Here is a 25,294-nt window from a genome sequence, read left to right on the forward strand (position 1 = left end):
ATTAGACCCGAAACGAGGTGATCTAGTCATGAGCAGGTTGAAGGTGCGGTAACACGCACTGGAGGACCGAACCCACGCCTGTTGAAAAAGTCGGGGATGACTTGTGACTAGGGGTGAAAGGCCAATCAAACCTCGAAATAGCTGGTTCTCCGCGAAATCTATTTAGGTAGAGCGTCGGACGAATACCTCGGGGGGTAGAGCACTGCATAGGCAAGGGGGTCCTACAGACTTACCGATCTTAAGCAAACTCCGAATACCCGAGAGTACTATCCGGCAGACACACGGCGGGTGCTAACGTCCGTCGTGAAAAGGGAAACAACCCTGACCATCAGTTAAGGTCCCGAAGTCACGGCTAAGTGTGAAACGATGTGGGAATCCCAAAACAACCAGGATGTTGGCTTAGAAGCAGCCATCATTTAAAGAAAGCGTAACAGCTCACTGGTCTAGTCAAGGGTTCCTGCGCGGACAATGTAACGGGGCTCAAGCCGTGCACCGAAACTATGGGTTTGCACTTGTGCAAGCGGTAGCGGAGCGTTCCGTAGGCCTGTGAAGGAGGATCTGTGAGGACCTCTGGAGGTATCGGAAGTGAGAATGCTGACATGAGTAACGCTAAGGGTGTGAGAATCACCCTCGCCGAAAGTCCAAGGGTTCCTGCGTAAAGCTAGTCTTCGCAGGGTTAGCCGGTCCCTAAGGCGAGGCCGAAAGGCGTAGTCGATGGGAATGAGGTAAATATTCCTCAGCCAGCAGGTGGTGACGGATGTGAAGGATCGTAAGGCCTTATCGGATTGGCTTTGCTGTCTCAGCGTTCCAGGAAATAGCCCCTGCATCAGACCGTACCCCAAACCGACACAGGTGGACTGGTAGAGTATACCAAGGCGTTGAGCGAATTGTGCTGAAGGAACTCGGCAAATTGCCTCCGTAACTTCGGGAGAAGGAGGCCCCGGTTGTGGGCAACCATAATCGGGGGGCACAGACTAGGGGGTGGCGACTGTTTAACAAAAACACAGGGCTCTGCGAAGCCATAAGGCGACGTATAGGGTCTGACGCCTGCCCGGTGCCGGAAGGTTAAGAGGAGGGGTGCAAGCTCCGAATTGAAGCCCCGGTAAACGGCGGCCGTAACTATAACGGTCCTAAGGTAGCGAAATTCCTTGTCGGGTAAGTTCCGACCTGCACGAATGGCGTAACGACTTCCCCGCTGTCTCCAGCACAGGCTCAGTGAAATTGAATTCCCCGTGAAGATGCGGGGTTCCTGCGGTCAGACGGAAAGACCCCGTGCACCTTTACTATAGCTTCACACTGGCATTCGTGTCGGCATGTGTAGGATAGGTGGTAGGCTATGAAGTTTGGGCGCTAGCTCAGATGGAGCCATCCTTGAAATACCACCCTTATCGTCATGACTGTCTAACCGCGGCCCGTCATCCGGGTCCGGGACAGTGTGTGGTGGGTAGTTTGACTGGGGCGGTCGCCTCCCAAAGAGTAACGGAGGCGCGCGAAGGTAGGCTCAGACCGGTCGGAAATCGGTCGACGAGTGCAATGGCATAAGCCTGCCTGACTGCGAGACTGACACGTCGAGCAGAGTCGAAAGACGGCCATAGTGATCCGGTGGTCCCTCGTGGACGGGCCATCGCTCAACGGATAAAAGGTACGCCGGGGATAACAGGCTGATGATGCCCAAGAGTCCATATCGACGGCATCGTTTGGCACCTCGATGTCGACTCATCACATCCTGGGGCTGGAGAAGGTCCCAAGGGTTCGGCTGTTCGCCGATTAAAGTGGTACGTGAGTTGGGTTCAGAACGTCGTGAGACAGTTCGGTCCCTATCTGCCGTGGGTGTAGGAGTATTGAGAGGATCTGTCCCTAGTACGAGAGGACCGGGATGGACATACCTCTGGTGGACCTGTTGTGGCGCCAGCCGCATTGCAGGGTAGCTAAGTGTGGACTCGATAACCGCTGAAAGCATCTAAGCGGGAAACGAACCTCAAAACTAGTGCTCCCTATCAGAGCCGTGGTAGACCACCACGTTGATAGGCCGGGTGTGGAAGCGCAGCAATGCGTGAAGCTTACCGGTACTAATAGCTCGATCGGCTTTATCGCTCTCATTATCCCTGTCCATCCTCAAGGATGAAACAAGGACACGAAATACAAAACACGATCCGGCCCTCATAAGCCGCCAAAGACCATACGTTCGCTCATGACCAGCCCTCAAAGCTAGCCATGAGCTCTTGCCCTTCGCCGGCCTGGTGGTCATGGCGGGGAGAAATGCACCCGATCCCATCCCGAACTCGGCCGTGAAACTCCCCAGCGCCAATGGTACTCCGTCTTAAGACGCGGGAGAGTAGGTCGCTGCCAGGCCTGCAAAGGGCAAGACAAACAAACATCACACGATAACAATCTCTTCACTCAGCACAAACGATCAAACAAAGCCCTCACAGAGAAATCTGTGAGGGCTTTGTTGTGTCTGCATACCAGGGACACGACACGGTGAGCACGGTCAGCGTTCCGCCGCCTACTACCCGAGGTCTTTCTGATACCCAAGCACCACGATATTACCCTGACGGTTTGCCGTCGCTCGAATGTGCTCGCCGGTCAGGTGAAAGCCGCTCCGGGCAAGGAGAGCGAGACACGCGGTGTTGCCTGGGTCGACAGTGGCAAAGAGCGATCGGAGCGAGCCGCAGTGATGCTCGATCAGCAACCTAAGCGCTTCCGACATCAACCCACGATGCTGACAGCGAGGAAGCAGCCAATAGCCGAGCTCGCCAATAGCCCCGCTTCTCGCCAGCCCCACAATGCCGGCGAACTCCCCTCCCGCCTGATGCACGATGGCAAAGGCGTCGGGAGGGCTTGTTTGGGCTGAGCTGGCAACGAACGCGCGGGCATCCGCCTCCGTGTAGGGGAAAGGTACCCTCGGCAACCACTGAGCAACTTGCCAGTCGTTCAATCCCTCCATAAGGCCGGGTATGTCCAAGGTCGTGCAGGGGCGCAGACTAACGCGATTGGGCGGAAGAGCGGTCTCGGATTGCACAATAGGACGCGGCCTCAATTTGCAACGCGCGGGACGTCAGCCTTTGAGGGCTGACGATGACGCCGGACAAAACTAAGACACGGCGTTTCCAGCGACGAGCCAGACTTTCTTATGAACTGGCGGGCTCATCCACTTCACATGGCAAACCCATATACCAATTCTCGAAGATACTGACGCATCCGCTCATTGACGTCATTGCCGATTTCTCATTTGCATCAGGGGCATGAGAAATCGGCAAGCAGAATACCAAGAGGCATTTTCAATGCATCTTGGTATTATTCGTTCATCCTGGCGGGCTGCTCGCTCGCCACGAAGGATAGCAGCTCTTTCTCGTTATAGGGCTTGAGGATCACCCGCGCGCCCGCGAGATCGGCCGGCAACAGGTCCGACACGACCAAACCCGTCATGAACGCGAAGGGGATATTTCGCCGCTTCAGTTCACGCGCCACCTCGAACGACAGCCCGTTGAACAGGTAGACGTCGAGTAAGGCCGCATGAGGTTTCAACTGATCGAGACTGCCGAGAGCTTCGGGCGCAGCCGAGTACGGCCCGACGACCGTATATCCGTTGGCAACCAGCAGATCCTCGAGATCCATGGCAATCAGCGGCTCATCCTCCAGGATGAGAATTCGCTTGTCGCCAGTCATGTATCACCTCGCGATCTTCATGGTCGCTTGAAATAGTTTTTGCTTTGGGATTAAGGATATTAATGGCTCGGCTCGCTTCTGTATGTCCAAAATTGAACATAGCGAGAAGAACTTCCGTGAATTTTTACCTCTCTAGGAAAATTTATGGCAACGATTTCGACATCTGAGGGCAAGACCGGCAACAATCTCATCGATGCGTTGCGTCCTCGCGAATGGGAACTTCTGGTCGCCCGTCTTCAGTCATGGACCGGCGCCGTCGGCCGGGCGATGCAAACGCCGGGAAACCGGGTCGAGTGGGCCTATTTCCCGATCGACAAGGCCATGGCCTCCTACCGGGTGACCTTCGGTGACGGGCGAGAGGTGGAAACCGCGCTCATCGGCAGAGAGGGCGCCATCGGCGGCATCGTCAGCCATGGCCATCTGCCGGCCTTTGCCTTGGCCGTGGTGCTGTTCGGCGGGACCTTCGCCCGCATATCCCTGAATGAACTCGACGCTCTGAAGGCCGAGGAACCGGCCATCGACTCCCTTTTCAACCGCTATGCCGACTGTCTCCTGGCCCAAGTGTTCCAGGCGAGTGCCTGCAACGCCTCCCATTCGATCCAGCAGCGGGCGGCCCGCTGGCTGGTCGCCGCCAGCGAGCGTACCGGGTCGGACGAACTGACGCTGACCCAGGATCAATTGGCCGGAATGCTCGGGGTCGGCCGCAGCTACACGACACGCGTCATCGGGCACTTCAAGGCTGAAGGGGTGGTGGATACGCAGCGCGGACGCCTCACGGTCCTCGATCACGCCAATCTGTCGGCGATGGCCTGCGACTGCAATGACGTGGTCCGCGGCCATTTCAACACCGTGCTGAAAGGCGTTTACCCGGAGCCATGAGCTTCTGTTTGTTTGGGGCGCGGACGGGCTCGATCCGGCTTGTCGGGATCAGAGCACCCTGAGGCCAAGCTCCTTCAGGAGCGATGTCGCCTGGGCGCGGGAGATGATGGCGCCGCGGAAATGCGCCGCGTCGCCAAGCCGGATGCCGCCGAGATCGGCGCCCCGCAAGTCGGCGCCTTCGAAGCGGGCGCGGATGAGCTGCGCGTCGCGCAGGCTGCATTCCTCGAACACCACGCCCCGGAAGTCGGCGCCTTCCAGCAAGGCACCCGAAAGGTCGACCTGCGTCAGTTTCTGATCGCGAAAGGACACTTTCGGCAGGCGCGCATCGACCGCCAACACCTCTTCAAACGTCAAGTCGACGGTGCGGGCGTCGGTAAAGTCGGCGCCGGTCAGCTTGCAGCGCCGGAAGGCGGCGGAGGTCAGGATCGTCTGGCGGAACGTGGCATTGTTGAAGTCCGACGCGATGATCTCCGCGTCGATGAGGTCGGCCCGGCTGAAGTCGGCGAAGGCCGCCTTGCAGTTGGCCCAGCTGCTATCGGCGAGCCGGGTGCGGACCAGCTTGCAATGGCCGAGGATGCAAGTCTCGAACTGCCAGCCGCTGAGATCGACCTCGCCGAAGACAAGACCGCTGAGGTCGGCCCCGACGAGGCGACGCGCTGCGCCGGCGGCAAGCAGCTTGTTGAGGCTGGGCTGGTCGACGGCCGAACCCGTGAGATCGATGGTCTGCAGATCGGTCATGAAGCGATCGGCCTCGCGCCGTTACCGAGGAACCTCAGGGGAGGGGCCGCCAAAGCGGCTCCCGCGTTATTCGCCTTCGAAGGCGATCAGCGTGCGAACGTTGACGTTCAGCGCCCTGAGCTTGTCGGCGCCGCCAAGCCCCGGCAGGTCGACGATGAAGCAGGCCGCCTCGAGTTCGCCGCCCATCTGGCGGATCAGGGTGGCGGCGGCGGTCGCCGTGCCACCGGTGGCGATCAGGTCGTCGACCAGGAGAACGCGCTCGCCGGGCAGGATGGCGTCCTTGTGCATCTCGATCTCGTCGACGCCATATTCGAGGCTGTAGACCATCGACACGGTATCGTACGGCAGCTTGCCCTTCTTGCGGATCGGCACGAAGCCGGCGCTGAGCTGGTGGGCGACGGCGCCGCCGATAATGAAGCCGCGGGCTTCGATGCCGGCCACCTTGTCAATCTTGCCGCCGGCCCAGGGCTGCACCAGCTCGTCGACGGTGCGGCGGAAGGCGCGGGCATTGCCCAAGAGGGTGGTGATGTCGCGGAAGATGATGCCCGGCTTGGGATAGTCGGGGATCGCGCGAATGGTGTCGGCCAGATTCATGGGAGGGCTTCCTGAGAAGTTACGGCCCGTTCTAGACGGCTCGCCCCCCGGCCGCAACCGTTTCGGCCCGCTATCCCACGCCAGTCCTGTTTTCCGGCTATCGATCGGAGGGCCGGACATGAAAAAGGGCCCGGAGGGGCCCTTTTACGAAGCGCTCGACGTGAGAGGATCAGTGGGCGATGCCGCGCCAGACCTGCCGCTTCACGAAATAGAGGATACCGGCGAAGACGATCAGGAACAGCATCACCTTGAAGCCTAGCGCCTTGCGGGCGTCGAGATGCGGCTCGGCCGCCCACATCAGGAAGGCCGACACGTCCTCGGCATACTGTTCCTTGGTCTGCGGCGTGCCGTCGGAATACTGGACAACGTCATTGTCGATCGGCGGCGGCATGCGCAGCGAGATGCCGTTGATGAAGTGCGGGTTGTAATAGGTACCTTCGGGCACCGTCACGCCTTCCGGCGGGTCCTGGTAACCGGTGATCAGCGAGGCGATGTAGTCCGGTCCCTGTTCCTGATAGGGCCAGAAAGCGTCGAAGACGAACCAGGGGAAGCCACGGTGCACGGCGCGTGCCTTGGCGAGCAGCGACATGTCGGGTGGCAGGGCGCCGCCGTTGGCAGCCCGCGCCGCGTTATCGTTGGCAAACGGCGAGGGGAAGGGATCGGACGGCAGGCGCGGCCGCTCGAACATGTCGCCGGCGTCGTTGGGGCCGTCCTCGATGGAGTAAGTTGAGGCGAGCACCTTGACCGCGTCCTCGGAAAAGCCCGGCCCGCCCTCATCACTGAGGTTGCGGAACTTGACGAGCTTCATCGAGTGGCAGGCTGAGCAGACCTCCTTGTAGACTTGGTAGCCGCGCTGGAGCTGTGCCTGGTCGTAGTGGCCGAAGATGCCGGCAAACGACCATTCATGGCGGGCGGGCTTGACCAGCGGATATTCCACCGCCGCTTCCTGGGCGACGGCGATCGAAGAGGTGAGGGCGATGCCGACGGCGAAAGCGGCGGCGGCCCAACGGATCATCTTGGCAGTCATGATATCTCTCCGTCGGGCGTCAGTGAGCCGATTTCGCCAGGATCGCGTCGTTGATCGACACCGGCAGCGGCAGCGGCTTCTCGATGTAGCCGAGCAGCGGCAGGATCACCAGGAAGTACAGGAAGTAGTAGAGCGTGCTGAGCTTCGCCCACACCACGGCCTGTGCACCCATGATGATGTCGTCGGTCTTCACCGAGCCGAGATAGCCCAGGAACAGCGCGTTGAGACCGAACAGCCAGAAGGCGACCTTGAAGATCGGCCGGAAACGGCCCGAACGCACCTTGGACGTATCGAGCCAGGGCAGGAAGGCCAGCACGGCGATGGCGCCGAACATGGCGAGCACGCCGCCGAGCTTGGAGTCGATCGGTCCGAGGTTGAAGTCGATGGCCCGGAGGATGGCGTAGAACGGCAGGAAATACCATTCCGGCACGATGTGGGCCGGCGTCGCCAGCGGGTTCGCCTCGATGTAGTTGTCGGGGTGACCGAGGAAGTTCGGCTGATAGAAGACGAACCAGCCGTAGAAGATCATGAACAGCACGATCCACAGCACGTCCTTCGACGTGGCGTAGGGCGTGAACGGCAAGGTGTCCTTGTCGCTCTTAACGTCGACGCCGAGCGGATTGTTCTGGCCGACCACATGCAGCGCCCAGACGTGCAGCACCACGACGCCGGCGATCAGGAACGGCAGGAGGTAGTGCAGCGAGAAGAAGCGGTTGAGCGTGGCGTTGTCGACCGAGAAACCGCCGATCAACAGCGTCTGGATCGGCTGACCGACGATCGGCAGGGCGGTGAAGAAGTTGGTGATGACGGTGGCTCCCCAGAAGGACATCTGGCCCCAGGGCAGCACGTAGCCCATGAAGGCGGCGGCCATCATCAGCAGGTAGATGATCACACCGAGGATCCACAGGATCTCGCGCGGCGCCTTGTAGGAGCCGTAGTAGAGGCCGCGGAAGATGTGGATGTAGACGGCGATGAAGAACATCGACGCGCCGTTGGCGTGGAGATAGCGGATCAGCCAGCCCCAGTTGACGTCGCGCATGATGCTTTCGACGGAGCGGAAGGCAACGTGGCTGTCGGCGGCATAGTGCATGGCCAGCACGATACCGGTGACGATCTGCACCACCAGCATCATCGCGAGGATGCCGCCGAAGGTCCACAGAGCGTTGAGATTGCGCGGGGTCGGGTAGGAAACGGCGGTGTCGTGCAGGAGGCGAACGATGGGAAGGCGCGCCTCAAACCACTTCCCGATGGCCGTCCTCGGGACATAGGTCGAATGACCGGACATGGATTACCTCGTCGGGAAGGGCGATCAGCCGATGCGGATCTTGGTGTCGGAAAGGAAAGCGTAGGGCGGGATCGGCAGGTTTTCCGGCGCCGGACCCTTACGGATGCGGCCAGCCGTATCATACTGCGAGCCGTGGCAGGGACAGAACCAGCCGCCGAATTCGCCGGACTCGTCGAGCGGAATGCAGCCGAGATGGGTGCAGACCTTGGTCATGACGAGGATGTTCTCCTTGCCGGCCGCGGCGCGGTTGGCATCGGTGGCTTCGGCTTCGGCATCGCCATTGGCGTTGCGGGCAAGCGGATCCTTGAGATCCTCGAGCTTGACCGCCTTGCCCTCCTCGATTTCCTTCTCGGTGCGGTTGCGGATCACCACCGGCTTGCCGCGCCACATGATGGTCACCGCCTGCCCAGGCTGAACGCCGGAGATGTCGACCTCGACCGACGCCAGGGCGCGGGTGGAAGCGTCGGGGTTCATCTGGTCGATGAATGGCCAGGCCGCCGCGGCGACGCCGACCACGCCGAAAGCACCGGCGGCATGCAGGAGGAAATCGCGGCGGGTTGGTTCTGCCGGTGTGTCACTCTCAGCCAAGATCGCTTCCTTTCGCGCGGGACGGCCGCCGCCGATCGGCGGACGACCGCTTCACCATCCTCACCGGCGCCACCCCGTCCGTGGCGGTCGATGCAAGATTGAAGAAAAGGGTTTCAATAACTTGCCCGGCTTCCGGCGCGGGCGTGACTAAGCCTTGCTACGGATGCCTCTCCGGCCCCCTTTATGCATCAACGCCAAGCGTTGTCCAGTTGGTCCGCTTGAGTTTTTGGTCTGATTTTTGGATTTGTTCCAAAAAGATCGGGCGCCGTTACCGGCGTCCTACAGCGCGCTTGCAATCCGCTTCGTTTAGGCTGGGTTTGCCCCTCGGCACCGGGCGGCAGTAAGGCGGGTTACCCGGCGATTGGTCGGTGAAGCGCACCTTGACCAAAGCGGCTAGCGAACCACATAGTCGCCATCTTGGACGTTCACCCTGGGTCGATGCCCTTGATACGCTCCGTCGTGATGCTCATTGCCGCATTTGCCCTGCTCCTGGCTCTCGGGCCGGGACCGCGCGCTTATGCCGGCGGCATGGGCATGGGGGACGCTTTATCAGCGCATCAGGACGCCGACGGCTGTGATCCGGCGATGATGTCGCGAGGCCAATCGGAAAAGCACGATGCCGGTGGTTGCGGCAAGATGCACTGCTGCCTGGGGGCAACTTGCGTCTTTGCCGGTCTGCCGGCGGCGTGGTCCCTCTTGACGCCGATGTCGGCGGCCAAACTCAATCTTTCGCCGGGGACTGCCCTTCTGACGGGGCGCGACGTCTCGCCGCCCCTCGATCCTCCCAGACCGTTCGCCTGATCGTTTCGCTTTCACACGAACTCTCGCTTTCGGCGAACAGCGTGCCGTCGGCCGCTGCGCCATATGGATCGATCATGAACCGCAGAACGCTTCTCAAGACCGCCCTCGGCGGTGCCGCATTCCTTTCTTTGCCGGCTGTCCGCGCCTTTGCCGCGTCGTCGCAAACCCTTACTTTGGGAACGAGGACCCTTGACGTGAACGGCCGGGCCGCCACCGTCTATTCGCTGACCGGACCCGACGGAAAGCCGGGCCTTGTTTTCGACGCCGGCACCGATTTCGACGTGGCGCTCGCCAACACGCTTGGCGAAGACACCATCATCCACTGGCACGGCCTAACGCCGCCCTGGGAGCAGGATGGGGTGGCTGATGCGCCGAAGCCGTTGATCAAGGCCGGTGAGACCCGGTCCTTCCGCTTCCCGGTCGGCAGCGGCGGCACGCATTGGATGCATGCCCATACCCTCCAGGAGCAAAATCTGCTGGCGGCACCTCTGATCGTACGGCGCCCGGAGGAGAAGTCGGCCGACGAGCAGGAGGTCGTGGTGCTGCTCCATGATTTCTCGTTCACGCCAGCGGCGGAACTGCTTGCCAAACTGAAGGGAAATTCTTCGGGAGGTCACGCCGCCATGTCGGGCATGGGCGGCATGGGCCATGACATGGCGTCGATGCCCGGTATGTCGATGCAGGGCATGTCCGGTATGGATCACGGGGGGATGGACATGGGCGCCATGCCCGGGATGGCCATGGACCTCAACGACATCGAGTATGATGCCTATCTCGCCAACGACCGAACGCTGGACGATCCGGAGCTGGTCAAGGTCGAGAAGGGGGGAAACGTTCGCCTACGCATCATCAACGGCGCGACGGCGACGGCCTTCACGCTGGATCTCGGGTCTCTCAAGGGAACGGTGGTGGCCGTTGACGGCCAGCCGGTGCAGCCGGTGGAGGGCAATCGCTTCCCGATGACCATGGGGCAGCGGCTGGACATTCGCCTCCGCGTTCCCGCTGAAGGCGGTGCCTTCCCCGTCCTGGCTTTGCGCGAAGGCGGTCCGCAGCGGACCGGCATCGTCATTGCCACCGCTGGATCTGTCGTGCCACGGCTGTCGCCGGTTGGAGAAACGACGGGACCGGTGCTCGATATCGCCTACGAGGTCGGCCTGCGTGCCGTCACGCCGCAGGCCGCTCGGCCCGCCGATGTTCGCTATGCCATTGACCTAGTTGGCGACATGGCAAGTTATAGCTGGGCAATGCCCGGCGCCGAGGCGATCAAGGTCAAAAAGGGCCAGCGGGTAGAAATCGAGATGCGAAACGCCTCGATGATGGCCCATCCCATGCATCTGCATGGCCACCATTTCCAGGTGGTCGGGCTTGACGGCGGGGCGCGTTTTGCCGGCGCGGTCCGCGACACCGTTCTCGTGCCGCCAGGACGGACGGTGACCATTGCCATCGACGCGGCAAATCCAGGCCTCTGGGCGTTCCATTGCCATCATCTCTACCACATGGCGGCGGGCATGATGGCGACCTTCGCCTATGAAGGCGTGTGACGGTAGACCGGTAACGGTTGGTGGCGCAGGGCAATTGCTTGCCTTGCGCCCGGGCCGCGAGGGATTTCGCCGAAGCATTTACCCCTCAGCGGATCGCTGGGAAGCGGCGATGTCGGCCATCGATCGGAACAGGGTCAACGCATCGTCTTTGGAGGGCAAGAAGCCACGTCTACGCCAGAAGGCCGCTGCCTCGTCGTCGATGGCGTTGACCACCAGAGCACGGCCTCCGATCAAGCTCGCGGCGGCCAAACAACGCGTCAGGGCATGTTTGAACAAACCCGTTCCAATGCCTTGGCCGGCATAGGTGGTATCGGTTGCCAACTGTCCTAGGAGCAAGCACGGAATGGGGTCGGGTGGCTGACCGGTGCGGATCGATCGGGGCATGACAGCCGGCATCACAGCGGTAGGGGCGAGACCATAATAACCGACCACCCGACCCGCATCGTGAACAACGATAACGGCGGTAAAACCTTTCTGTTGGTTGGCTAGTGCGCGCGTCTTGAGCCAGTTATCGAGAGCAGGCTTGCCGCAGGCGAAGGCGGAAACATCGTGCTCGGCTGTTAGTGGCTGGGGTGCCGAAAGGAGCATTGGTCAGCGCTCGTCGCTCCCAGAGATCTCCCAAGGCGCCGGACGCTTCAGAGCTTCGACCATTGCGGAGACCGGCTGGGCTGGCTCCGAAAGCACGTCCATAAACGCCTGAAAGCCTTCCGGGCTCATGCGGATCGGGAGTGTTTGGAGCACAACTTCTTCCGCCGCCTGCATAGCGGCTTCTCGCACGAAGTCGGTTCTCGACCGGCCGCGCAGCCTTGCGGCGCGGTCGATAATGGCGAGATCCGCTTCGGGGAGCCGCATCGATACCGGATAGTCCTTCCGCTTGGCTGCATCTGACATGGTTGCTCTCCTTGCTTGGCCACAAGATAGCGAGCGTAGCGCAAATTGCAATACAACCACATCAATCGAGCGCCTGACGACCAGCATGCGGGCGACGCACTAAAGCTCGTTGGCAACCGGTTCTTTTTCAGGGGCTGGTTCGTCATCTTCGAGGTTGAGGAAGCCGCCGGTCTGACGGCTCCACAGGCCGGCGTAGACGCCACCCTTCGCAACCAGTTCGTCATGGCTGCCGGTCTCGACGATCCGGCCGCCGTCCATGACCACCAGCCTATCCATGCGGGCGATGGTGGAGAGCCGATGGGCGATGGCGATGACGGTCTTGCCTTCCATCAGGATGCCGAGGCTGTCCTGGATCGCCGCCTCGATATCCGAGTCGAGCGCTGACGTCGCCTCGTCGAGGACGAGGATCGGCGCGTTCTTCAGCAGCACGCGGGCGATGGCGATGCGCTGGCGCTGGCCGCCGGAGAGCTTGACGCCGCGCTCGCCGACATAGGCGTCGAAGCCTGTCCGGCCCTTGTTGTCGATCAACTGGGGGATGAACTCGTCGGCGTGCGCCATGCGGGCGGCGGCGGCCATCTCCTCGTCGCTCGCTTCGGGGCGGCCGTATTTGATGTTGTCGCGGATCGACCGGTGCAGGAGGGAGGTATCCTGCGTGACGACGCCGACCGCCGCGCGCAGCGAGTTCTGCGTGACGGCGGCGATGTCCTGCCCGTCGATGCGGATCGCGCCCTTGTTGAGGTCGTAGAGGCGCAACAGCAGGCTGACCAGGGTCGATTTGCCGGCACCCGAACGGCCGACCAAACCGATGCGCTCGCCCGGCGCGATGTTTAGCGTCAAATCGCCGATCGCCAGACGGGCGTCGCGCCCCGCGCCGTAGCTGAAGTTGACATGATCGATGTCGACGCCACCGCCGCTGACGGCAAGCGGCCTGGCGTCCGGCCTGTCTGTCATCAGCTGCGGCCGCGACAGCGAGCGCACCGTGTCATCCAGCGTGCCGACGCTTTCGAACACATCGGACAGGCTCATGGTGGCAAGGCGCGACAGCTGCTGGATCTGCAGCGTCATGGCAATCACCGAGGCGATATCGCCGGGCGTTGCCAGACCGTGGCTCCACAGCAGCACACCGGCAAGGCCGCTGGTGGCCAGGAGAAGACCATTCAGCAAGGTCAGCAGGCTGGAGAGGCTGGTCAGCAGCCGCATCTGTTTGCCGGTAGCCGTTACGCCGGATTCGAGCGCCTCGCGCACATAGGCGTCCTCGCGCGTCGAGGCGGTGAACAGGCGAACCGTCAGGTAGTTTGAATAGCCGTCGACAAGGCGCCCGGAGAAGACGGAGGCGGTGTCGGCCACTTCGCGGGCGGCGGCCCGGCTTCGCGGCACGTAGGCGTAGACGAGGATGGCGTAGGCGATCGTCCAGACGATGATCGGCGCGGCGAACAGCGGATGCTTGACGAGCAGGTAGCCGATGACGCCGACCATGTAGAGCGCGACGTATAACAACTGGTCGGCGAACAGACGGATCAGCGAGCGGATCGCCTGGCCGGTCTGCGTCACCTTGGTGGCGATGCGGCCAACAAAGTCGTTCTGGAAGAAGGAAATGTCGGCACGGGCGACGAATTCATGGGTGCGCCAGCGGACGAGGGTGCCGATGTTGCGCGACAGCACCTGGTTGCGGACGAGCTGGGCGAGAAAGCTGACCACCGGCCGGGCGACCATGAGCAGCAGAATAAAGAAAATGACGATCTGCCAGTCGATGACACGGGCACCGGTCTGGTCGGCCGTCGTTACGGCGTCGATCAGCTTGCCGATGGAGATCGGCAGCACCACCTCGATCAGCGACAGGAGAAGGGTCAGCGCCGCCATGACCGCCATCGGCCAGCCGGTTTCGCCCAGGAAGAAGCGCAGGATGCGCCACTTGGTGGTGGGCGGCGTCAGCGGATGCAGGCCCGACGTCGGCTTGAACGGATCAATCCGGCTCTCGAACCAGGCGAACAGGCGGGCAAGGGGCGAGAGAAGCGATGACATGCCCCGAATGTGGCCGTATCGCCGGGGTACGCAAGGGAGAACCGGCGACATCCCGAGAAATTTCTCGTGATGCCGCCGGTTTGCTGTCAGGCGTCCGCTATTTCCGAAAAGTCTGCGACCTTTCGTGCCGCGGCTTCGTCCTCGTCGACCAGGAAGCCGCCGGTCTGGCGGTTCCATAGGCCGGCGTAGAGGCCGCCTTTAGCGACGAGTTCGGCGTGGCTGCCGGTCTCGACGATGCGGCCGCCGTCCATCACCACCAGCCGGTCCATGCGGGCGATGGTGGAGAGGCGATGAGCGATGGCGATCACCGTCTTGCCCTCCATCAGCGCGCCGAGGCTGTCCTGGATGGCAGCTTCGACGTCTGAATCGAGCGCCGACGTCGCCTCATCGAGAACGAGGATCGGCGCGTTCTTCAGGAGAACGCGGGCGATGGCGATACGCTGGCGCTGGCCACCCGACAGCTTGACGCCGCGTTCGCCGACATGGGCATCGAAGGCGGCGCGGCCCCGGTTGTCGACGAGGTCGGGGATGAAGCCGTCGGCGTGTGCCATGCGGGCCGCTGCCAGCATCTCCTCGTCGGTTGCGTCGGGTCGACCGTACTTGATGTTGTCGCGGATCGACCGATGCAGCAGAGAGGTGTCCTGCGTCACCACACCGATGGCCGCGCGCAACGAGTTCTGCGTGACGATGGCGATGTCCTGCCCGTCGATGCGGATAGCACCGCCTTGCAGGTCGTAGAGGCGCAGAAGCACGTTGACCAGCGTCGACTTGCCGGCACCCGACGGACCGACGAGGCCGATCTTCTCACCCGGCGCGATGGTCAGGCTGACGCCGTCGAGCGCGCCCTTGGCCTTGCCGTAGTGGAAGGTCGTGCGGTCGAACGCGATGCCACCGCCGCTGACCACGAGCGGCTTTGCGTCCTTGCGGTCAACCACCGTCTGCGGCTTCGAGATGGTGGTGATGCCATCCTGCACCGTGCCGATATTCTCGAAAATGCCCGTCAGCTCCCACATGATCCAGCCGGACATGTTGATGATGCGGACGATCAGGCCGCCGATCAGGGCGATGGCGCCGGTGGTGACCGCCCCTTGGGTGAACAGCCAGACCGCCAGGACGCCGGTGATGACCATCAGCAGGCTGTTGATGGTGGTCAGCGACATGGTCATGCCGGTGATCAACCGCTGCTGGGCGTAGAACACCGAGGTGTGGTCTTCGAGCGCCTCGCGGGCGAAGTCGTCCTCGCGCTCGGCATGGGCGAACAGCTTCACCGTGTGGACGTTGGTGTAGCTGTCGACGACGCGGCCGGTGAGCAGCGAACGCGCTTCCGACATCTCCTCAGACTTCCTGGCGATGCGCGGGATGAAGCGCCGGAGCACCAACAGGTAGAATCCGATCCAGATGACCAGCGGCACCACCAGACGGATGTCCGCCTCGGCGAACAGCACCAGCGCCGACACCGTGTAGATCAGCACGAACCACAGGGCGTCGGCCGCCTGCGTGGTCGATTCACGCAAGGACGGGCCGGTCTGGATGATCTTGTTGGCGACGCGGCCGGCGAAGTCGTTGTTGAAGAAGGCGATCGACTGGCGAAGCACATAGCGGTGGTTCTGCCAACGGATCAGGTTGGTGACACCGGGCGCGATGGTCTGGTGGATCAACAGATCATGCAGGGCCTGGAACACCGGCCGGGCGATCAGGATCACGGCCGCCATGCCGGCAAACTCCCAGCCGTGGCGGGCCATCACCTCGCCGGGCGGGGTGGCGCCGAGATAGTCGACGATGTTGCCGATGTAGCGGAAGATCGACACCTCGATCAGCGCCACAAAGAAACCCACCACCATGACGGCGGCAAAGCTCGGCCAGACCTGCCGCAGATAATGCCAATAGAAGGGAATGAGGCGGTCGGGTGGTTGACCACCCGGCCCCTTGGCGTAGGGGTCGATAAGGCGTTCAAAGAAGGCAAACATGACAGCACCGAATGAAGGCGGTGAACCAGCGGCCGGAATGACCGTGGCGGACGTGCTAGGGGTGGAAATGACGAGCGAAGGGGTTCGGGACGGCGCGCGCGACGCAGCGCGGTCCAAAACTGACCTCGGACATGCGAGCCGTCAAAATCGGCCCGACCGAGTCAGAATTATCTGAAGAGAACCACCATTCGAAGCTCCTCCTTGTGACTGGAGCGACGGCAAGGTAGCAGAAGGGATTCCCAGCGCAACCGCTCGGATGCCCGCGCAATAAGACGATTCAACAAGGGTGGCAGAAAAGCCACTCTCCATCACATCAATCGATCGAAATCCATCGGAAACGTTGATGATCGACCTTGCCCTCTATCAGCCGGACATCGCCCAGAACACCGGGACACTGATCCGGCTCGCCGCCTGCCTCGGCACGACGCTGCACGTCATCGGTCCCGCCGGCTTCGACATCACTGACCGCAACCTCAAGCGGGCCGGCATGGATTATATCGAACTGGCGACGGTGGTCCGGCATGTCGGCTGGGCTGACTTTTCGACCTTCGCGGCGGCGGCGGGGCGTCGTCTGGTGCTGGCGACCACCAAGGGCTCGGTTCCCTATGCCGAGTTCGCCTTCCGCGAGGACGACATCATCCTGATGGGGCGGGAGTCGGCCGGTGTGCCCGAAGCAGTGCACGAGCGCGCTGATGGCCGGATCATCATTCCGATGCGGCCAGGGACGCGGTCGATCAACATGGCGCTGTCGGCGGCCATGATCATGGGCGAGGCTCTCAGGCAGACCGGCGGGTTTGCGAAGCTTCAGCAAGCGTGATCGCCGGTATCATCGAAATGCGTTGGACGAGGGTGGGGCTTTGACCGATCCTCTCGTCCTAACGGTTTCGGAGAGACGACATGAAGCTCCTCATTGCCAACAAGGGTTATTCGTCCTGGTCGCAGCGCGCCTTTTTGGTGCTCAGGCATTTCGGCATTCCCTTCGAGGAGACGGTACAGCCGATGTTTGTCGACGGCTGGAAGGAGGCCATCCTGAAGCTGTCGCCGACCGGCAAGGTGCCTTGTCTTGTCGATGGCGACATCACCGTCTGGGAAAGCCTGGCTATCATCGAATATCTTGCCGAGAAGTTCCCCGATCTCGGCATCTGGCCGGCCGACCGGGCGGCGAGGGCACATGCGCGGTCGGCGTCGGCCGAGATGCATGCGGGCTTTCAGAATCTTCGGCGCGACTACGGCAGCAACTGGCGCCGACGGTATGCCTGGAAGGTGCGCGGCGACGGCTCGGCGCTGGAGGATGCAAAGCGAATCTTTGCCCTCTGGAAGGAGGCGCGGCAGCGTTTTGGCCAAGGTGGGCCGTTTCTTTATGGCGCGTTTTCGGCGGCGGACGCCATGTATGCGCCGGTGGTCGGCCGCTTTACCACTTATTCCTGGCTCGTCGACGCGGAGACCGAAGCCTATATGGAGGCAGTACGGACGCTGCCGGCCTATGCCGAATGGGTCGAGGCCGGCCGGGCCGAGCCGTGGACGATCGCTCACTATGAGTACGACGAATAGGATAGAGGCGACAGGACGGAACCGGTCCCATGCGTGCCGCGTTATCTAGTATGACGCGCTTATAGAGCATGAACAGCCGAGGAGGCCCAATCATGATCAAGACACTTGCCGCTACCGCCCTGACCGCCGTCATGGCGCTTACTTCGATTGTGCCCGCTCAGGCATTTCCCGTCCCGGCTCTCGCCAGCCCGGCGCACATAGAAAAGGCGCAGTGGAGCAACGACGCGGGCCGGATGATCGAACCTCCCCGCAGAGATCGTTTCCGCTCCTGGAACGGCCATCGCGGCTATCACGACTACCGCCCGGGTTACCGCCGGAATAACGATGGCTGGTGGTATCCGCTAGCTGCCTTCGGCCTCGGCGCGGCGATCGTCGGCGGCATGGCCGCACAGCAGGCGCCCCGGCCGCAAGTCGGCGTTGCCATGCCGGTCGACCACGTGCGCTGGTGCCAGAGCCGCTATCGCTCTTATGACCCCTATAGCGATACTTTCCAGCCCAACCGTGGGCCGCGCCAGCGCTGCGTTTCGCCCTATTGAGACTGACGACTGAACAAGACGAGGCGGCGGTAACAACCGCCGCTTCGTCTCTTTGCTTGGCAAGGATGGGTGAAAGCGACTAAATCACGCTCCGTGACACCGGAGTTATTGCCCATGCCGACCAGCGCCGCCTCTCTTGCGCCGACAGCGCTGCCGCCCGATCTCGAGGGCAAGAAGGCACTCGCCTCCGACTGGTTCGCCGAGCTTCGCGACCGCATCTGCACCATTTTCGAGGAAATCGAGGCCGAGGGCGCTGTTGCCGCCGGCGTCGAACCGGGCCGTTTCGTTCGGACTCCCTGGCAGCGCACCGACCATAGCGGCGCGCCGGGCGGCGGTGGTGTCATGAGCCTGATGCGAGGCGCCGTTTTCGAAAAGGTCGGCGTCCACGTCTCCACCGTGCATGGCGAATTCGCGCCGGAGTTCCGGGCGCAGATGCCGGGCGCCGAAGAGGATCCCCGCTTCTGGGCAAGTGGCATATCGCTGATCGCCCACATGCAGAACCCGCACGTGCCGGCAGTGCACATGAATACCCGCATGGTGGTGACCAGCCGCCAGTGGTTCGGCGGCGGCGCCGATCTGACGCCGATGCTCGATGCGCGGCGCACGCAGGACGATACCGATACCATCGCCTTCCACGCGGCGATGAAGGCGGCTTGCGCCGCCCACGCGCACATTGATTATGCCGACTACAAGGCGTGGTGCGATGAGTATTTCTTCCTGAAGCACCGTGGCGAGACGCGCGGCATCGGCGGCGTGTTCTATGACTACCTGCATTCCGATGCTGGCTGGGCGGCCGACTTTGCCTACACCCGCGACCTCGGGCTTGCTTTTCTCGACATCTACCCACGCCTCGTTCGCGCCAACATGCGGACGCCCTGGACGGCGGCCGAGCGCGACGAGCAGTTGGTGCGGCGGGGCCGCTACGTCGAGTTCAACCTGCTCTACGATCGCGGCACGGTGTTCGGCCTGAAAACCGGTGGCAACGTCGACAGTATTCTGTCGTCGATGCCGCCGCTCGCCAAATGGCCGTGAGTTTACCAGGGCGTCTCGCCGCTGGCCCCAACGAACCGGCCGGATACGGCGTCGTCACCGAGCAGGGCGTATTTGACCGGCAGTCTCGCACCTTCCTCGGGCGTCATGAAGCCGGTGTGGCCGGTGAGGTCGGTCTTCACATAGCCGGGGCTGACTGAATTCACGACGATCGGCGTGTCACGCAGCTCCTGTGCGAGTTGCACCGTCAACATGTTGAGGGCCGCCTTGGAGGCGTTGTAACCGATCAGCCGCGCGGCATAGTAGGGCGATGTCGGGTCGCCATTGACCGTCAGGGAGCCCAGAGAGCTCGACAGGTTGACGATGCGCGCCGCCAGCGACAGCCGCAGGAGTGGTAGCATGGCCTGCGTCACCGCCAAGGTGCCGATGAAGTTGGTGTCCATGATCCGCCGGGCGGCCTCGGGCGAGGACGCGGTCGGCGGGCCGTCCTCCGCATCGACGATGCCCGCGTTATTGACCAGAATGTCGAGCCTGCCATGGTCCGCCCGGATCGTCTCCGCCGCCGCTGCGATACTCTCGAGATCGTTGAGATCGATGTGGACCGACGCTGCGGCCAGCCCCTGGGACGCGAGGTCGTCAACCGCCGCTCCCGCCCGGCCGGGATCACGGGCGCCGATGATGACGAAGACCCCGGCCTTGGCGAGCTGGCGGGCAATCTCCAGTCCTATGCCTTTGTTGGCGCCGGTGATGAGGGCGATGCGATGGGTGTTGGTCATGAAGGGATCCTTCTGTCTTGGGCTGTGATCGGCTCTAGGATATGAAGGATCATTCAGTTTGAGGATTCGCTTTTGACCACGAGCCCTCCCTCGCATCTCTCTCCCCGGAAAAGGCCGCGTCAGGCCCGCGCGGCGGTGACGCTCGACGCCATATTCGAAGCGACCATTCAGGTTTTGGTCACCGATGGTCCCCGCCGTTTGACGACGACGCGGGTGGCCGAGCGCGCGGGTGTCTCCGTCGGCACGATGTACCAATACTTCCCGCACAAGCAGGCGCTGTTCTATGCCTTGAACGAGCGCTACCTGGACGCGGTGGCGGCGAAGGTGGAGGAGGCCTGCCGGGCACGGCATGGCGCTCCGATCGGCCAGATGGTCGAAGCGCTGGTGACGACCTATTGGCAGGCCAAGACGGAACGGGTCGAGGCGACCCGCGCCCTCTATCGCTCCGTTGTGGAGATCGACAACGAGCCGCTGGTGGCGGCGTTTATCCGCCGTGTCGACGCCGCGACCGCGGCGATGTTCGCCAGTGCAAGCGATGCCGCCTTCGAGGACCTGCCGACGGTTGTCCTCACGCTGTTGGCTAGCATCTTCGGAACGGTCCGCGGCGTGTTCGAGCGCAATCTGCCGCTCGATGAATGTCGCACGGTGCTGAGGCAATTGATCGTGATGTGCGTTGCCTATCTGGAGGCTGTCAAACTTCCCGCGGACCGTACCATCACCGCCGCGAACTCCGTTCAAGCGGCCTGGATGTCACAAGGAGCCTGATCGACAGGACCGATCTTGACGAGATGCCGGCTGCCGATGTGGCTATTGCATAACGATTCAAAAAAACGGTTCATTCTCGTTGATGCATGTTGTCGTTCTCGTTTGTGCACGTTATAAGGCGCCATGGCTGATGAACTTCCCCTTGCTCGCCGTGATCTGATCGCCGTCCGCCTCGCCGAGGGGCAGTCGGTGGCGTCCGTCCAACTCGCCGCTGAATTCGGCGTTTCCGAAGATGCCATCCGCCGTGATCTCCGGGCACTGGCCGCCGAAGGGCTTTGCCGCCGCGTCTACGGCGGTGCGCTACCGCTGACGGCGAAGCCCATATCGGCGCGTCTTGGCGATGGTATGGATCGCAAGCGGGTGCTGGCGGCGCGCGCGGCCGGGCTGGTTGGGCGGGGCGAGCTGGTCTTCCTCGACTCCAGCAGCGCGCATGTTTTGCTGGCCGATGCGTTGCCTGAGGACTTCGGGCTGACGGTCGCCACCAATTCGGTGGACGTCGCCGCCGCCGTGCTGGCACGGCAGGATATTGATCTCTTGATGATCGGTGGCGCCGTGGATGCCGCCGTCGGCGGCGCGGTCGATGCCGTCGCCGTCGCGGCCGTCTCGCACCTTGCCATCGACCTATCCTTTATCGGCGTCTGCGGCGTGTCGGCCGCCAATGGCGTTGGCGCCGAGTATCATGCCGATGCGCGTTTCAAGCGTACCGTGATGGCGATGAGCCGGCGCAGCGCGGCGCTCGTTACCAGCGACAAGTTCGCCGCCCGCGCGCCCTACCGCGTCGCAGAGATTTCCGCCTTTTCACAATTCGTCGTCGAACAGGATGCGCCAGAGGCGCTGCTTGCCGACCTAAAGGGAGCCGGTGCCGAGGTTTTGTCGGCCGGCGATCCGATATGAGTTTTTGGAGTTCGAGAGCATGATATCCGCAGATCGGCCAGCCACCCGGCTTGCCACGCGCCTTGCCTTCCTGGTCGCCGGTTTTGGCGTCGCCTGCTGGGCCCCACTGATCCCTTATGCCAAGGCGCGGCTTGCCGTCGACGACGGCGTGCTGGGACTGCTACTTCTGTGCCTCGGCATCGGCTCGGTGGTCGCCATGCCGATGACCGGCATGCTGAGCGCTCGTTATGGCAGCAAGCCGATCGTCATTGGCGGGGCGATCGGCATGGCTGTCGTCCTGCCGCTGCTCGCCGTGGCGTCGACGCCGCTGATGCTCGGTGCCGCGTTGTTCCTGTTCGGCGGCTCGCTCGGTTCGCTCGACGTTGCCATGAACATTCACGCTGTCGAGGTGGAGAAGGCAGCCAAGCGGCCGTTGATGTCTGGCTTCCACGGCCTGTTCAGCGTTGGCGGCTTCATTGGCTCGGTGTTCGCCACTTTCCTGCTGTCGGTGCAGCTCGGGCCGCTGCCGACCATGCTGGTGGCCGCCGCGCTGATGCTGGCCACCACCGTTGCGATTGCCCCGCGCCTCCTAAAAGCTGTGAAGGCCGAGGGTGCTCCGCTATTCGCCGTGCCGCGTGGCTTTGTGCTGCTGCTTGCCGTGTTGACGGCTATCGTCTTTCTCGTGGAAGGCGCTGTGCTCGATTGGGGTGCGCTCTTCCTCACGGGCCAAGGGCTCGTCGGGGCAGAGCAGGGCGGCATGGCCTATATGGTGTTCTCCATTGCCATGACGGTGATGCGCCTCGCTGGCGATGCGGTGGTCGGCCGGATCGGAGACCGGGCGACGCTATTCTGGGGTGGCCTCATTGGCATCGCTGGTTTCGTCCTGGTGTTGACGGCGCCGATCGTTGCTGTTGCCATGATGGGCTTTCTGCTGATCGGCATCGGACTCGCCAACACCGTGCCGGTGCTGTTCCGGCGGGCCGGTAATCAGTCCATCATGCCGGCCGGCCTCGCCGTCGCCGCCGTGACCACCACCGGTTATGCCGGCATGCTGGTGGGACCGGCCGGTATCGGCTTTGTCGCCAAGCTGACCAGCCTTCCCGCGTCGCTGTGGATGCTGACGGCGCTGCTCTTGCTGGTGACGCTGACGGCAGGCCGGGTGGCGGGGCGCCCGCACTGAGGAGACGGACGATGCACCTTGCCCATATCGCCCTGTGGACCCACGACCTCGACGCGGCCGCCGCTTTCTGGAGCGACCATTTCGAGGCCGAGGTGGGCGATCTTTACGAGAGCCGCAATCGTCCGGGCTTTCGGTCACGCTTCGTCAGGCTGCCGGATGGTGCCGCCATCGAACTGATGGCCGGGCCATGGGTCGATGCGGCCTCGCCGACCGAACGGGCCGGCTGGGATCATATCGCCATCTCGCTCGGGAGCGAGACCGCCGTTGACGCGCTGGCCGCCCGTTGCGACGAGGAGGGATGCCTTTTGTCGGGGCCGCGTCGGACTGGCGATGGTTTCTATGAGGCGGTAATCGCCGCGCCGGATGGTATCCGCATCGAAATCACCAGTTGATCCGTCAGACGGGCGCCCAGACGACGTCCTCAATGGAGCGGGCGCCGCTGGCCAGGACTACCAGCCGCTCGAAGCCGAGCGCGATGCCCGATGCCGGTGGCATGTGGGCGAGGGCGGCGAGAAAGTCCTCATCGATCGGGTAGCGCTCGCCGTAGATGCGCTCCTTGATGTCCATCTCTTCGATGAAGCGGCGGCGCTGTTCGGCCGGATCGGTCAGCTCGCCGAAGGCATTGGCGAGTTCGACGCCACAGGCATAGAGCTCGAAGCGTTCGGCAAGGCGCGGATCGCGCGCGACGGGGCGGGAGAGAGCGGCCTCGCAGACAGGATATTCGTAGAAAATGGTTGGCCTCTCCATACCGAGGTTCGGCTCGATGCTCTCCACCAGGATGCGGGAGTAGATGTCGGTCCAGCTGTCGTCGGCGACGACGCGATAGCCGTGCGCCAACGCTTGCGCCGCGAGGGCATCGCGATCGGGTGCCGCGGGATCGTCGGTGAGCGTCGAGAGCAAGTCGATGCCGGCGTAGCGGGAAAATGCCTCGCCGACGGTGAGTTTTTCGACGTCGGCGAAAGGATCGGCGGCGCGGCCACGCCAGAGGAAGCGATCACGCCCGAGCGTTGTGGCGGCAAGACGCATCAGCTCGACCGCGTCGTCCATCAGTTGCTCATAAGGCTCGTTCGCTCGGTACCATTCGAGCAGCGTGAATTCGCAGGAGTGCAGGGCGCCTTTCTCGCGGTTGCGGAAGACGCGGGCGAAATCGAAGATCCGCGTCTCGCCGGCGGCGAGCAGCTTCTTGGCGGTGAATTCCGGCGAGGTGTGGAGGTAGCGCGGCGCGCGGCTGCCGTCGAGGCCGACCTTCTCGGTGGCGAAAGCGTGGAGATGCGCTTCGTTGCCTGGCGACACTTGCAGTGCCGGGCATTCCACTTCGGTGAAGCCTGCCTCATCGAACCAGGTGCGCAGGGCGCGCTTGATCTGGCCACGGGCGGTAAGGAAGGGACGGCGTGCGAGATGCCGCTCGGCCGACCACCAGGGCGACTCTCCGGGCGTTTCGTGCATTCCGCCTCTTCCTTTTCTGCTTCAAAAATGTCAGGAGAGACGCGATCCGCGCCCGGAGCCAGCGTTCCGAGGCCGCGCCACCCGTTTTCAGGATACCCGATACGTCATGGTCAAGGTCATCGCTAGCCAAATTCGCAAGGGCAACGTCGTCGAGCTGGATGATAAGCTCCACGTCGTCCTGCTGGCCGAGAGTTTCCATCCGGGCAAGGGCACGCCCACCACGCAGATCGACATGCGCCGCATCAACGATGGCGTGAAGGTGTCGGTGCGCTACAAGACCACCGAGCAGGTCGAAAAGGCGATGATCGACGAGCAGCCCTACACCTTCCTCTATGAGGAAGATCACGGCTTCGCCTTCATGCAGATGACGACCTACGAGCAGATCTCTGTGCCCAAGGAAGTGGTCGGCGACCGCGCGCCCTTCCTGGCTGAGAATATGGAATGCCAAATCGGCGTTTATAACGACCTTCCCGTGTCGATCGAGTTGCCGGCGCGCATGACCCTTGAGGTCGTCGAGACCGAACCGGCGGTGAAGGGCCAGACGGCGGCTTCTTCCTACAAGCCGGCCATTCTGTCGAACGGCGTGCGCACCATGGTGCCGCCTTTCGTCGCTGTTGGTACCCGTATCGTGGTGATGACCGAGGACGCCTCCTACGTCGAGCGCGCCAAGGATTGAGTTAGTCTCACCCGCTGGGACCTTTCAATCCAGCTCTTGAACGCCGATCCGACGCCCGGAGGTTTCGCCTCCGGGCGTTCTCTTTTGTCGAGGTGGAACCAAGAGCAGGGTTCGCGCGTATCCTAGACAGGCCCCAATCGGCCGCGATCCAATAGGAAAGGCTCTTCCATGTCCGTAAAGTCCATTCTCAGCATCGGTGTCATCGCTCTCTCGGTCGTTGCTTTCGGCGGTTGCGCCAACACGATCCGTGGCGCAGGCAAGGATACTGCCAACGTCGTTGATGCCACCCAGAGCGCCGGCCACAATGTTGGCACCGCCGCTCGTCGCTGAGCGTCCGTCGGCTAGTGCCGGCATGGGATGACATGGGCGAACAGGCTCCTTTCGACCCTGCTTCGTCTTTTCAAGGCTCCGCTCTCCGCGAGGAGGGCGGGGCTTTTGTTTTGCGCGAGCAAGGGCCGATGCCGCGTCAAGGCCGGGCAATTTCTGCCGTCCTCCCCGT

Annotated in this window: 26 protein-coding genes and 2 rRNA genes (1 of these 28 running past the window's edge); 15 read left to right on the top strand and 13 right to left on the bottom strand. The window is 62.7% G+C overall.

The annotated features are described in order from the left end of the window. Positions 1–2,094 (top strand): 23S ribosomal RNA (locus AB6N07_RS11770); it begins 734 nt to the left of the window's first position. 142 nt (positions 2,095–2,236) lie between these two features. Further along, positions 2,237–2,352 (top strand): 5S ribosomal RNA (gene rrf / locus AB6N07_RS11775). Between the two features lie 157 nt (positions 2,353–2,509). On the opposite strand, the gene AB6N07_RS11780 is transcribed toward rrf, so the two are convergent. Together AB6N07_RS11780 and AB6N07_RS11785 are read right to left on the bottom strand one after the other, a co-directional pair. Continuing rightward, positions 2,510–3,022, bottom strand: coding sequence for a GNAT family N-acetyltransferase (locus AB6N07_RS11780; RefSeq protein ID WP_370677986.1), 513 nt, complete (start codon positions 3,020–3,022; stop codon positions 2,510–2,512). A 275-nt stretch (positions 3,023–3,297) separates the two neighbouring features. Then, positions 3,298–3,669, bottom strand: coding sequence for a response regulator (locus AB6N07_RS11785; protein WP_370677987.1), 372 nt, complete (start codon positions 3,667–3,669; stop codon positions 3,298–3,300). 144 nt (positions 3,670–3,813) lie between these two features. On the opposite strand from AB6N07_RS11785, the gene AB6N07_RS11790 reads away from it, so the two are divergent. Next, complete coding sequence (locus tag AB6N07_RS11790) at positions 3,814–4,548, top strand: Crp/Fnr family transcriptional regulator (protein ID WP_370677988.1); 735 nt, start codon at positions 3,814–3,816, stop codon at positions 4,546–4,548. A gap of 48 nt (positions 4,549–4,596) precedes the next feature. On the opposite strand, the gene AB6N07_RS11795 is transcribed toward AB6N07_RS11790, so the two are convergent. From AB6N07_RS11795 to petA, 5 genes are all read right to left on the bottom strand, one after another. Continuing rightward, positions 4,597–5,286, bottom strand: coding sequence for a pentapeptide repeat-containing protein (locus tag AB6N07_RS11795; protein WP_370677989.1), 690 nt, complete (start codon positions 5,284–5,286; stop codon positions 4,597–4,599). A 66-nt stretch (positions 5,287–5,352) separates the two neighbouring features. Beyond that, positions 5,353–5,880, bottom strand: a complete 528-nt coding sequence (locus AB6N07_RS11800; RefSeq protein ID WP_370677990.1) for an adenine phosphoribosyltransferase — start codon at positions 5,878–5,880, stop codon at positions 5,353–5,355. Between the two features lie 169 nt (positions 5,881–6,049). Further along, positions 6,050–6,907, bottom strand: coding sequence for a cytochrome c1 (locus AB6N07_RS11805; protein ID WP_370677991.1), 858 nt, complete (start codon positions 6,905–6,907; stop codon positions 6,050–6,052). Positions 6,908–6,926: 19 nt separating this feature from the next. Beyond that, positions 6,927–8,192 carry a cytochrome bc complex cytochrome b subunit gene (locus tag AB6N07_RS11810; RefSeq protein WP_370677992.1) on the bottom strand — a complete coding sequence of 422 codons (1,266 nt, stop codon included), beginning with the start codon at positions 8,190–8,192 and terminating at the stop codon, positions 6,927–6,929. A 24-nt stretch (positions 8,193–8,216) separates the two neighbouring features. Next, a complete protein-coding gene (gene petA, locus AB6N07_RS11815) occupies positions 8,217–8,780 on the bottom strand; it encodes a ubiquinol-cytochrome c reductase iron-sulfur subunit (protein WP_370677993.1) in 564 nt (187 codons plus the stop codon). 444 nt (positions 8,781–9,224) lie between these two features. On the opposite strand from petA, the gene AB6N07_RS11820 reads away from it, so the two are divergent. Both AB6N07_RS11820 and AB6N07_RS11825 read left to right on the top strand, forming a co-directional pair. Continuing rightward, positions 9,225–9,581 (top strand): hypothetical protein, encoded by a 357-nt coding sequence (locus AB6N07_RS11820; protein WP_370677994.1) that lies wholly within the window; start codon positions 9,225–9,227, stop codon positions 9,579–9,581. 74 nt (positions 9,582–9,655) lie between these two features. Further along, positions 9,656–11,122, top strand: a complete 1,467-nt coding sequence (locus AB6N07_RS11825) for a multicopper oxidase family protein (RefSeq protein WP_370677995.1) — start codon at positions 9,656–9,658, stop codon at positions 11,120–11,122. Between the two features lie 78 nt (positions 11,123–11,200). Here the strand turns inward: AB6N07_RS11825 and AB6N07_RS11830 are convergent, their stop codons facing one another. From AB6N07_RS11830 to AB6N07_RS11845, 4 genes are all read right to left on the bottom strand, one after another. Continuing rightward, a complete protein-coding gene (locus AB6N07_RS11830; protein ID WP_370677996.1) occupies positions 11,201–11,710 on the bottom strand; it encodes a GNAT family N-acetyltransferase in 510 nt (169 codons plus the stop codon). Between the two features lie 3 nt (positions 11,711–11,713). Beyond that, complete coding sequence (locus AB6N07_RS11835; protein ID WP_370678228.1) at positions 11,714–12,013, bottom strand: DUF1778 domain-containing protein; 300 nt, start codon at positions 12,011–12,013, stop codon at positions 11,714–11,716. 99 nt (positions 12,014–12,112) lie between these two features. Then, positions 12,113–14,035 carry an ABC transporter ATP-binding protein gene (locus AB6N07_RS11840; protein WP_370677997.1) on the bottom strand — a complete coding sequence of 641 codons (1,923 nt, stop codon included), beginning with the start codon at positions 14,033–14,035 and terminating at the stop codon, positions 12,113–12,115. An 86-nt stretch (positions 14,036–14,121) separates the two neighbouring features. After that, positions 14,122–16,002: an ABC transporter ATP-binding protein gene (locus AB6N07_RS11845; RefSeq protein WP_370677998.1), complete on the bottom strand. Its 1,881-nt coding sequence runs from the start codon at positions 16,000–16,002 to the stop codon at positions 14,122–14,124. 343 nt (positions 16,003–16,345) lie between these two features. Here AB6N07_RS11845 and AB6N07_RS11850 point away from each other — a divergent pair, with 343 nt between their 5' ends. The 4 genes from AB6N07_RS11850 (at position 16,346) to hemF (ending at position 19,121) form a co-directional block, all read left to right on the top strand. Then, entirely contained in the window at positions 16,346–16,819 is a 474-nt protein-coding gene (locus AB6N07_RS11850) for a tRNA (cytidine(34)-2'-O)-methyltransferase (RefSeq protein ID WP_370677999.1), read from the top strand. An 80-nt stretch (positions 16,820–16,899) separates the two neighbouring features. Then, on the top strand, positions 16,900–17,553 hold the full coding sequence (locus tag AB6N07_RS11855) for a glutathione S-transferase family protein (RefSeq protein ID WP_370678000.1): 654 nt from the start codon (positions 16,900–16,902) through the stop codon (positions 17,551–17,553). Positions 17,554–17,645: 92 nt separating this feature from the next. Continuing rightward, positions 17,646–18,089 (top strand): BA14K family protein, encoded by a 444-nt coding sequence (locus AB6N07_RS11860; protein WP_370678001.1) that lies wholly within the window; start codon positions 17,646–17,648, stop codon positions 18,087–18,089. A gap of 114 nt (positions 18,090–18,203) precedes the next feature. Then, positions 18,204–19,121 (top strand): oxygen-dependent coproporphyrinogen oxidase, encoded by a 918-nt coding sequence (gene hemF, locus AB6N07_RS11865; RefSeq protein WP_370678002.1) that lies wholly within the window; start codon positions 18,204–18,206, stop codon positions 19,119–19,121. A 2-nt stretch (positions 19,122–19,123) separates the two neighbouring features. Here hemF and AB6N07_RS11870 read toward each other — a convergent pair whose 3' ends face one another. Beyond that, positions 19,124–19,855, bottom strand: a complete 732-nt coding sequence (locus AB6N07_RS11870; protein ID WP_370678003.1) for an SDR family oxidoreductase — start codon at positions 19,853–19,855, stop codon at positions 19,124–19,126. A gap of 135 nt (positions 19,856–19,990) precedes the next feature. Here AB6N07_RS11870 and AB6N07_RS11875 point away from each other — a divergent pair, with 135 nt between their 5' ends. The 4 genes from AB6N07_RS11875 to AB6N07_RS11890 all read left to right on the top strand — a co-directional run bounded on the left by AB6N07_RS11875 (position 19,991) and on the right by AB6N07_RS11890 (position 23,065). Next, entirely contained in the window at positions 19,991–20,620 is a 630-nt protein-coding gene (locus AB6N07_RS11875; RefSeq protein ID WP_370678004.1) for a TetR/AcrR family transcriptional regulator, read from the top strand. A gap of 123 nt (positions 20,621–20,743) precedes the next feature. Next, the gene (locus AB6N07_RS11880) at positions 20,744–21,514 is read left to right on the top strand and encodes a DeoR/GlpR family DNA-binding transcription regulator (RefSeq protein WP_370678005.1); all 771 of its coding nucleotides are present in this window, start codon (positions 20,744–20,746) and stop codon (positions 21,512–21,514) included. A gap of 19 nt (positions 21,515–21,533) precedes the next feature. Beyond that, positions 21,534–22,673 (top strand): MFS transporter, encoded by a 1,140-nt coding sequence (locus tag AB6N07_RS11885; protein WP_370678006.1) that lies wholly within the window; start codon positions 21,534–21,536, stop codon positions 22,671–22,673. 11 nt (positions 22,674–22,684) lie between these two features. Further along, positions 22,685–23,065 carry a VOC family protein gene (locus AB6N07_RS11890; RefSeq protein WP_370678007.1) on the top strand — a complete coding sequence of 127 codons (381 nt, stop codon included), beginning with the start codon at positions 22,685–22,687 and terminating at the stop codon, positions 23,063–23,065. A gap of 4 nt (positions 23,066–23,069) precedes the next feature. Here the strand turns inward: AB6N07_RS11890 and epmA are convergent, their stop codons facing one another. Continuing rightward, positions 23,070–24,119 carry an EF-P lysine aminoacylase EpmA gene (gene epmA / locus AB6N07_RS11895; protein ID WP_370678008.1) on the bottom strand — a complete coding sequence of 350 codons (1,050 nt, stop codon included), beginning with the start codon at positions 24,117–24,119 and terminating at the stop codon, positions 23,070–23,072. A 106-nt stretch (positions 24,120–24,225) separates the two neighbouring features. Here epmA and efp point away from each other — a divergent pair, with 106 nt between their 5' ends. Both efp and AB6N07_RS11905 read left to right on the top strand, forming a co-directional pair. After that, a complete protein-coding gene (gene efp, locus AB6N07_RS11900; RefSeq protein ID WP_370678009.1) occupies positions 24,226–24,795 on the top strand; it encodes an elongation factor P in 570 nt (189 codons plus the stop codon). Positions 24,796–24,963: 168 nt separating this feature from the next. Continuing rightward, positions 24,964–25,125 (top strand): entericidin, encoded by a 162-nt coding sequence (locus AB6N07_RS11905; protein WP_370678010.1) that lies wholly within the window; start codon positions 24,964–24,966, stop codon positions 25,123–25,125. Positions 25,126–25,294 lie beyond the last annotated feature (169 nt).

The sequence above is a fragment of the Pleomorphomonas sp. PLEO genome (assembly GCF_041320595.1).
Taxonomy (GTDB): Bacteria; Pseudomonadota; Alphaproteobacteria; order Rhizobiales; family Pleomorphomonadaceae; genus Pleomorphomonas.

What these genes read in the sequence shown, in the direction of transcription:
- AB6N07_RS11785 (WP_370677987.1), bottom strand. Translation starts at nt 3,669, where the DNA reads ATGACTGGCGACAAGCGAATTCTCATCCTGGAGGATGAGCCGCTGATT.
- AB6N07_RS11850 (WP_370677999.1), top strand. Translation starts at nt 16,346, where the DNA reads ATGATCGACCTTGCCCTCTATCAGCCGGACATCGCCCAGAACACCGGG.
- AB6N07_RS11825 (WP_370677995.1), top strand. Translation starts at nt 9,656, where the DNA reads ATGAACCGCAGAACGCTTCTCAAGACCGCCCTCGGCGGTGCCGCATTC.
- AB6N07_RS11810 (WP_370677992.1), bottom strand. Translation starts at nt 8,192, where the DNA reads ATGTCCGGTCATTCGACCTATGTCCCGAGGACGGCCATCGGGAAGTGG.
- AB6N07_RS11880 (WP_370678005.1), top strand. Translation starts at nt 20,744, where the DNA reads ATGGCTGATGAACTTCCCCTTGCTCGCCGTGATCTGATCGCCGTCCGC.
- efp (WP_370678009.1), top strand. Translation starts at nt 24,226, where the DNA reads ATGGTCAAGGTCATCGCTAGCCAAATTCGCAAGGGCAACGTCGTCGAG.
- AB6N07_RS11890 (WP_370678007.1), top strand. Translation starts at nt 22,685, where the DNA reads ATGCACCTTGCCCATATCGCCCTGTGGACCCACGACCTCGACGCGGCC.
- AB6N07_RS11790 (WP_370677988.1), top strand. Translation starts at nt 3,814, where the DNA reads ATGGCAACGATTTCGACATCTGAGGGCAAGACCGGCAACAATCTCATC.
- AB6N07_RS11830 (WP_370677996.1), bottom strand. Translation starts at nt 11,710, where the DNA reads ATGCTCCTTTCGGCACCCCAGCCACTAACAGCCGAGCACGATGTTTCC.
- AB6N07_RS11845 (WP_370677998.1), bottom strand. Translation starts at nt 16,002, where the DNA reads ATGTTTGCCTTCTTTGAACGCCTTATCGACCCCTACGCCAAGGGGCCG.
- AB6N07_RS11860 (WP_370678001.1), top strand. Translation starts at nt 17,646, where the DNA reads ATGATCAAGACACTTGCCGCTACCGCCCTGACCGCCGTCATGGCGCTT.
- AB6N07_RS11835 (WP_370678228.1), bottom strand. Translation starts at nt 12,013, where the DNA reads ATGTCAGATGCAGCCAAGCGGAAGGACTATCCGGTATCGATGCGGCTC.
- epmA (WP_370678008.1), bottom strand. Translation starts at nt 24,119, where the DNA reads ATGCACGAAACGCCCGGAGAGTCGCCCTGGTGGTCGGCCGAGCGGCAT.
- AB6N07_RS11840 (WP_370677997.1), bottom strand. Translation starts at nt 14,035, where the DNA reads ATGTCATCGCTTCTCTCGCCCCTTGCCCGCCTGTTCGCCTGGTTCGAG.
- AB6N07_RS11905 (WP_370678010.1), top strand. Translation starts at nt 24,964, where the DNA reads ATGTCCGTAAAGTCCATTCTCAGCATCGGTGTCATCGCTCTCTCGGTC.
- hemF (WP_370678002.1), top strand. Translation starts at nt 18,204, where the DNA reads ATGCCGACCAGCGCCGCCTCTCTTGCGCCGACAGCGCTGCCGCCCGAT.
- AB6N07_RS11795 (WP_370677989.1), bottom strand. Translation starts at nt 5,286, where the DNA reads ATGACCGATCTGCAGACCATCGATCTCACGGGTTCGGCCGTCGACCAG.
- AB6N07_RS11800 (WP_370677990.1), bottom strand. Translation starts at nt 5,880, where the DNA reads ATGAATCTGGCCGACACCATTCGCGCGATCCCCGACTATCCCAAGCCG.
- AB6N07_RS11855 (WP_370678000.1), top strand. Translation starts at nt 16,900, where the DNA reads ATGAAGCTCCTCATTGCCAACAAGGGTTATTCGTCCTGGTCGCAGCGC.
- AB6N07_RS11805 (WP_370677991.1), bottom strand. Translation starts at nt 6,907, where the DNA reads ATGACTGCCAAGATGATCCGTTGGGCCGCCGCCGCTTTCGCCGTCGGC.
- AB6N07_RS11885 (WP_370678006.1), top strand. Translation starts at nt 21,534, where the DNA reads ATGATATCCGCAGATCGGCCAGCCACCCGGCTTGCCACGCGCCTTGCC.
- AB6N07_RS11870 (WP_370678003.1), bottom strand. Translation starts at nt 19,855, where the DNA reads ATGACCAACACCCATCGCATCGCCCTCATCACCGGCGCCAACAAAGGC.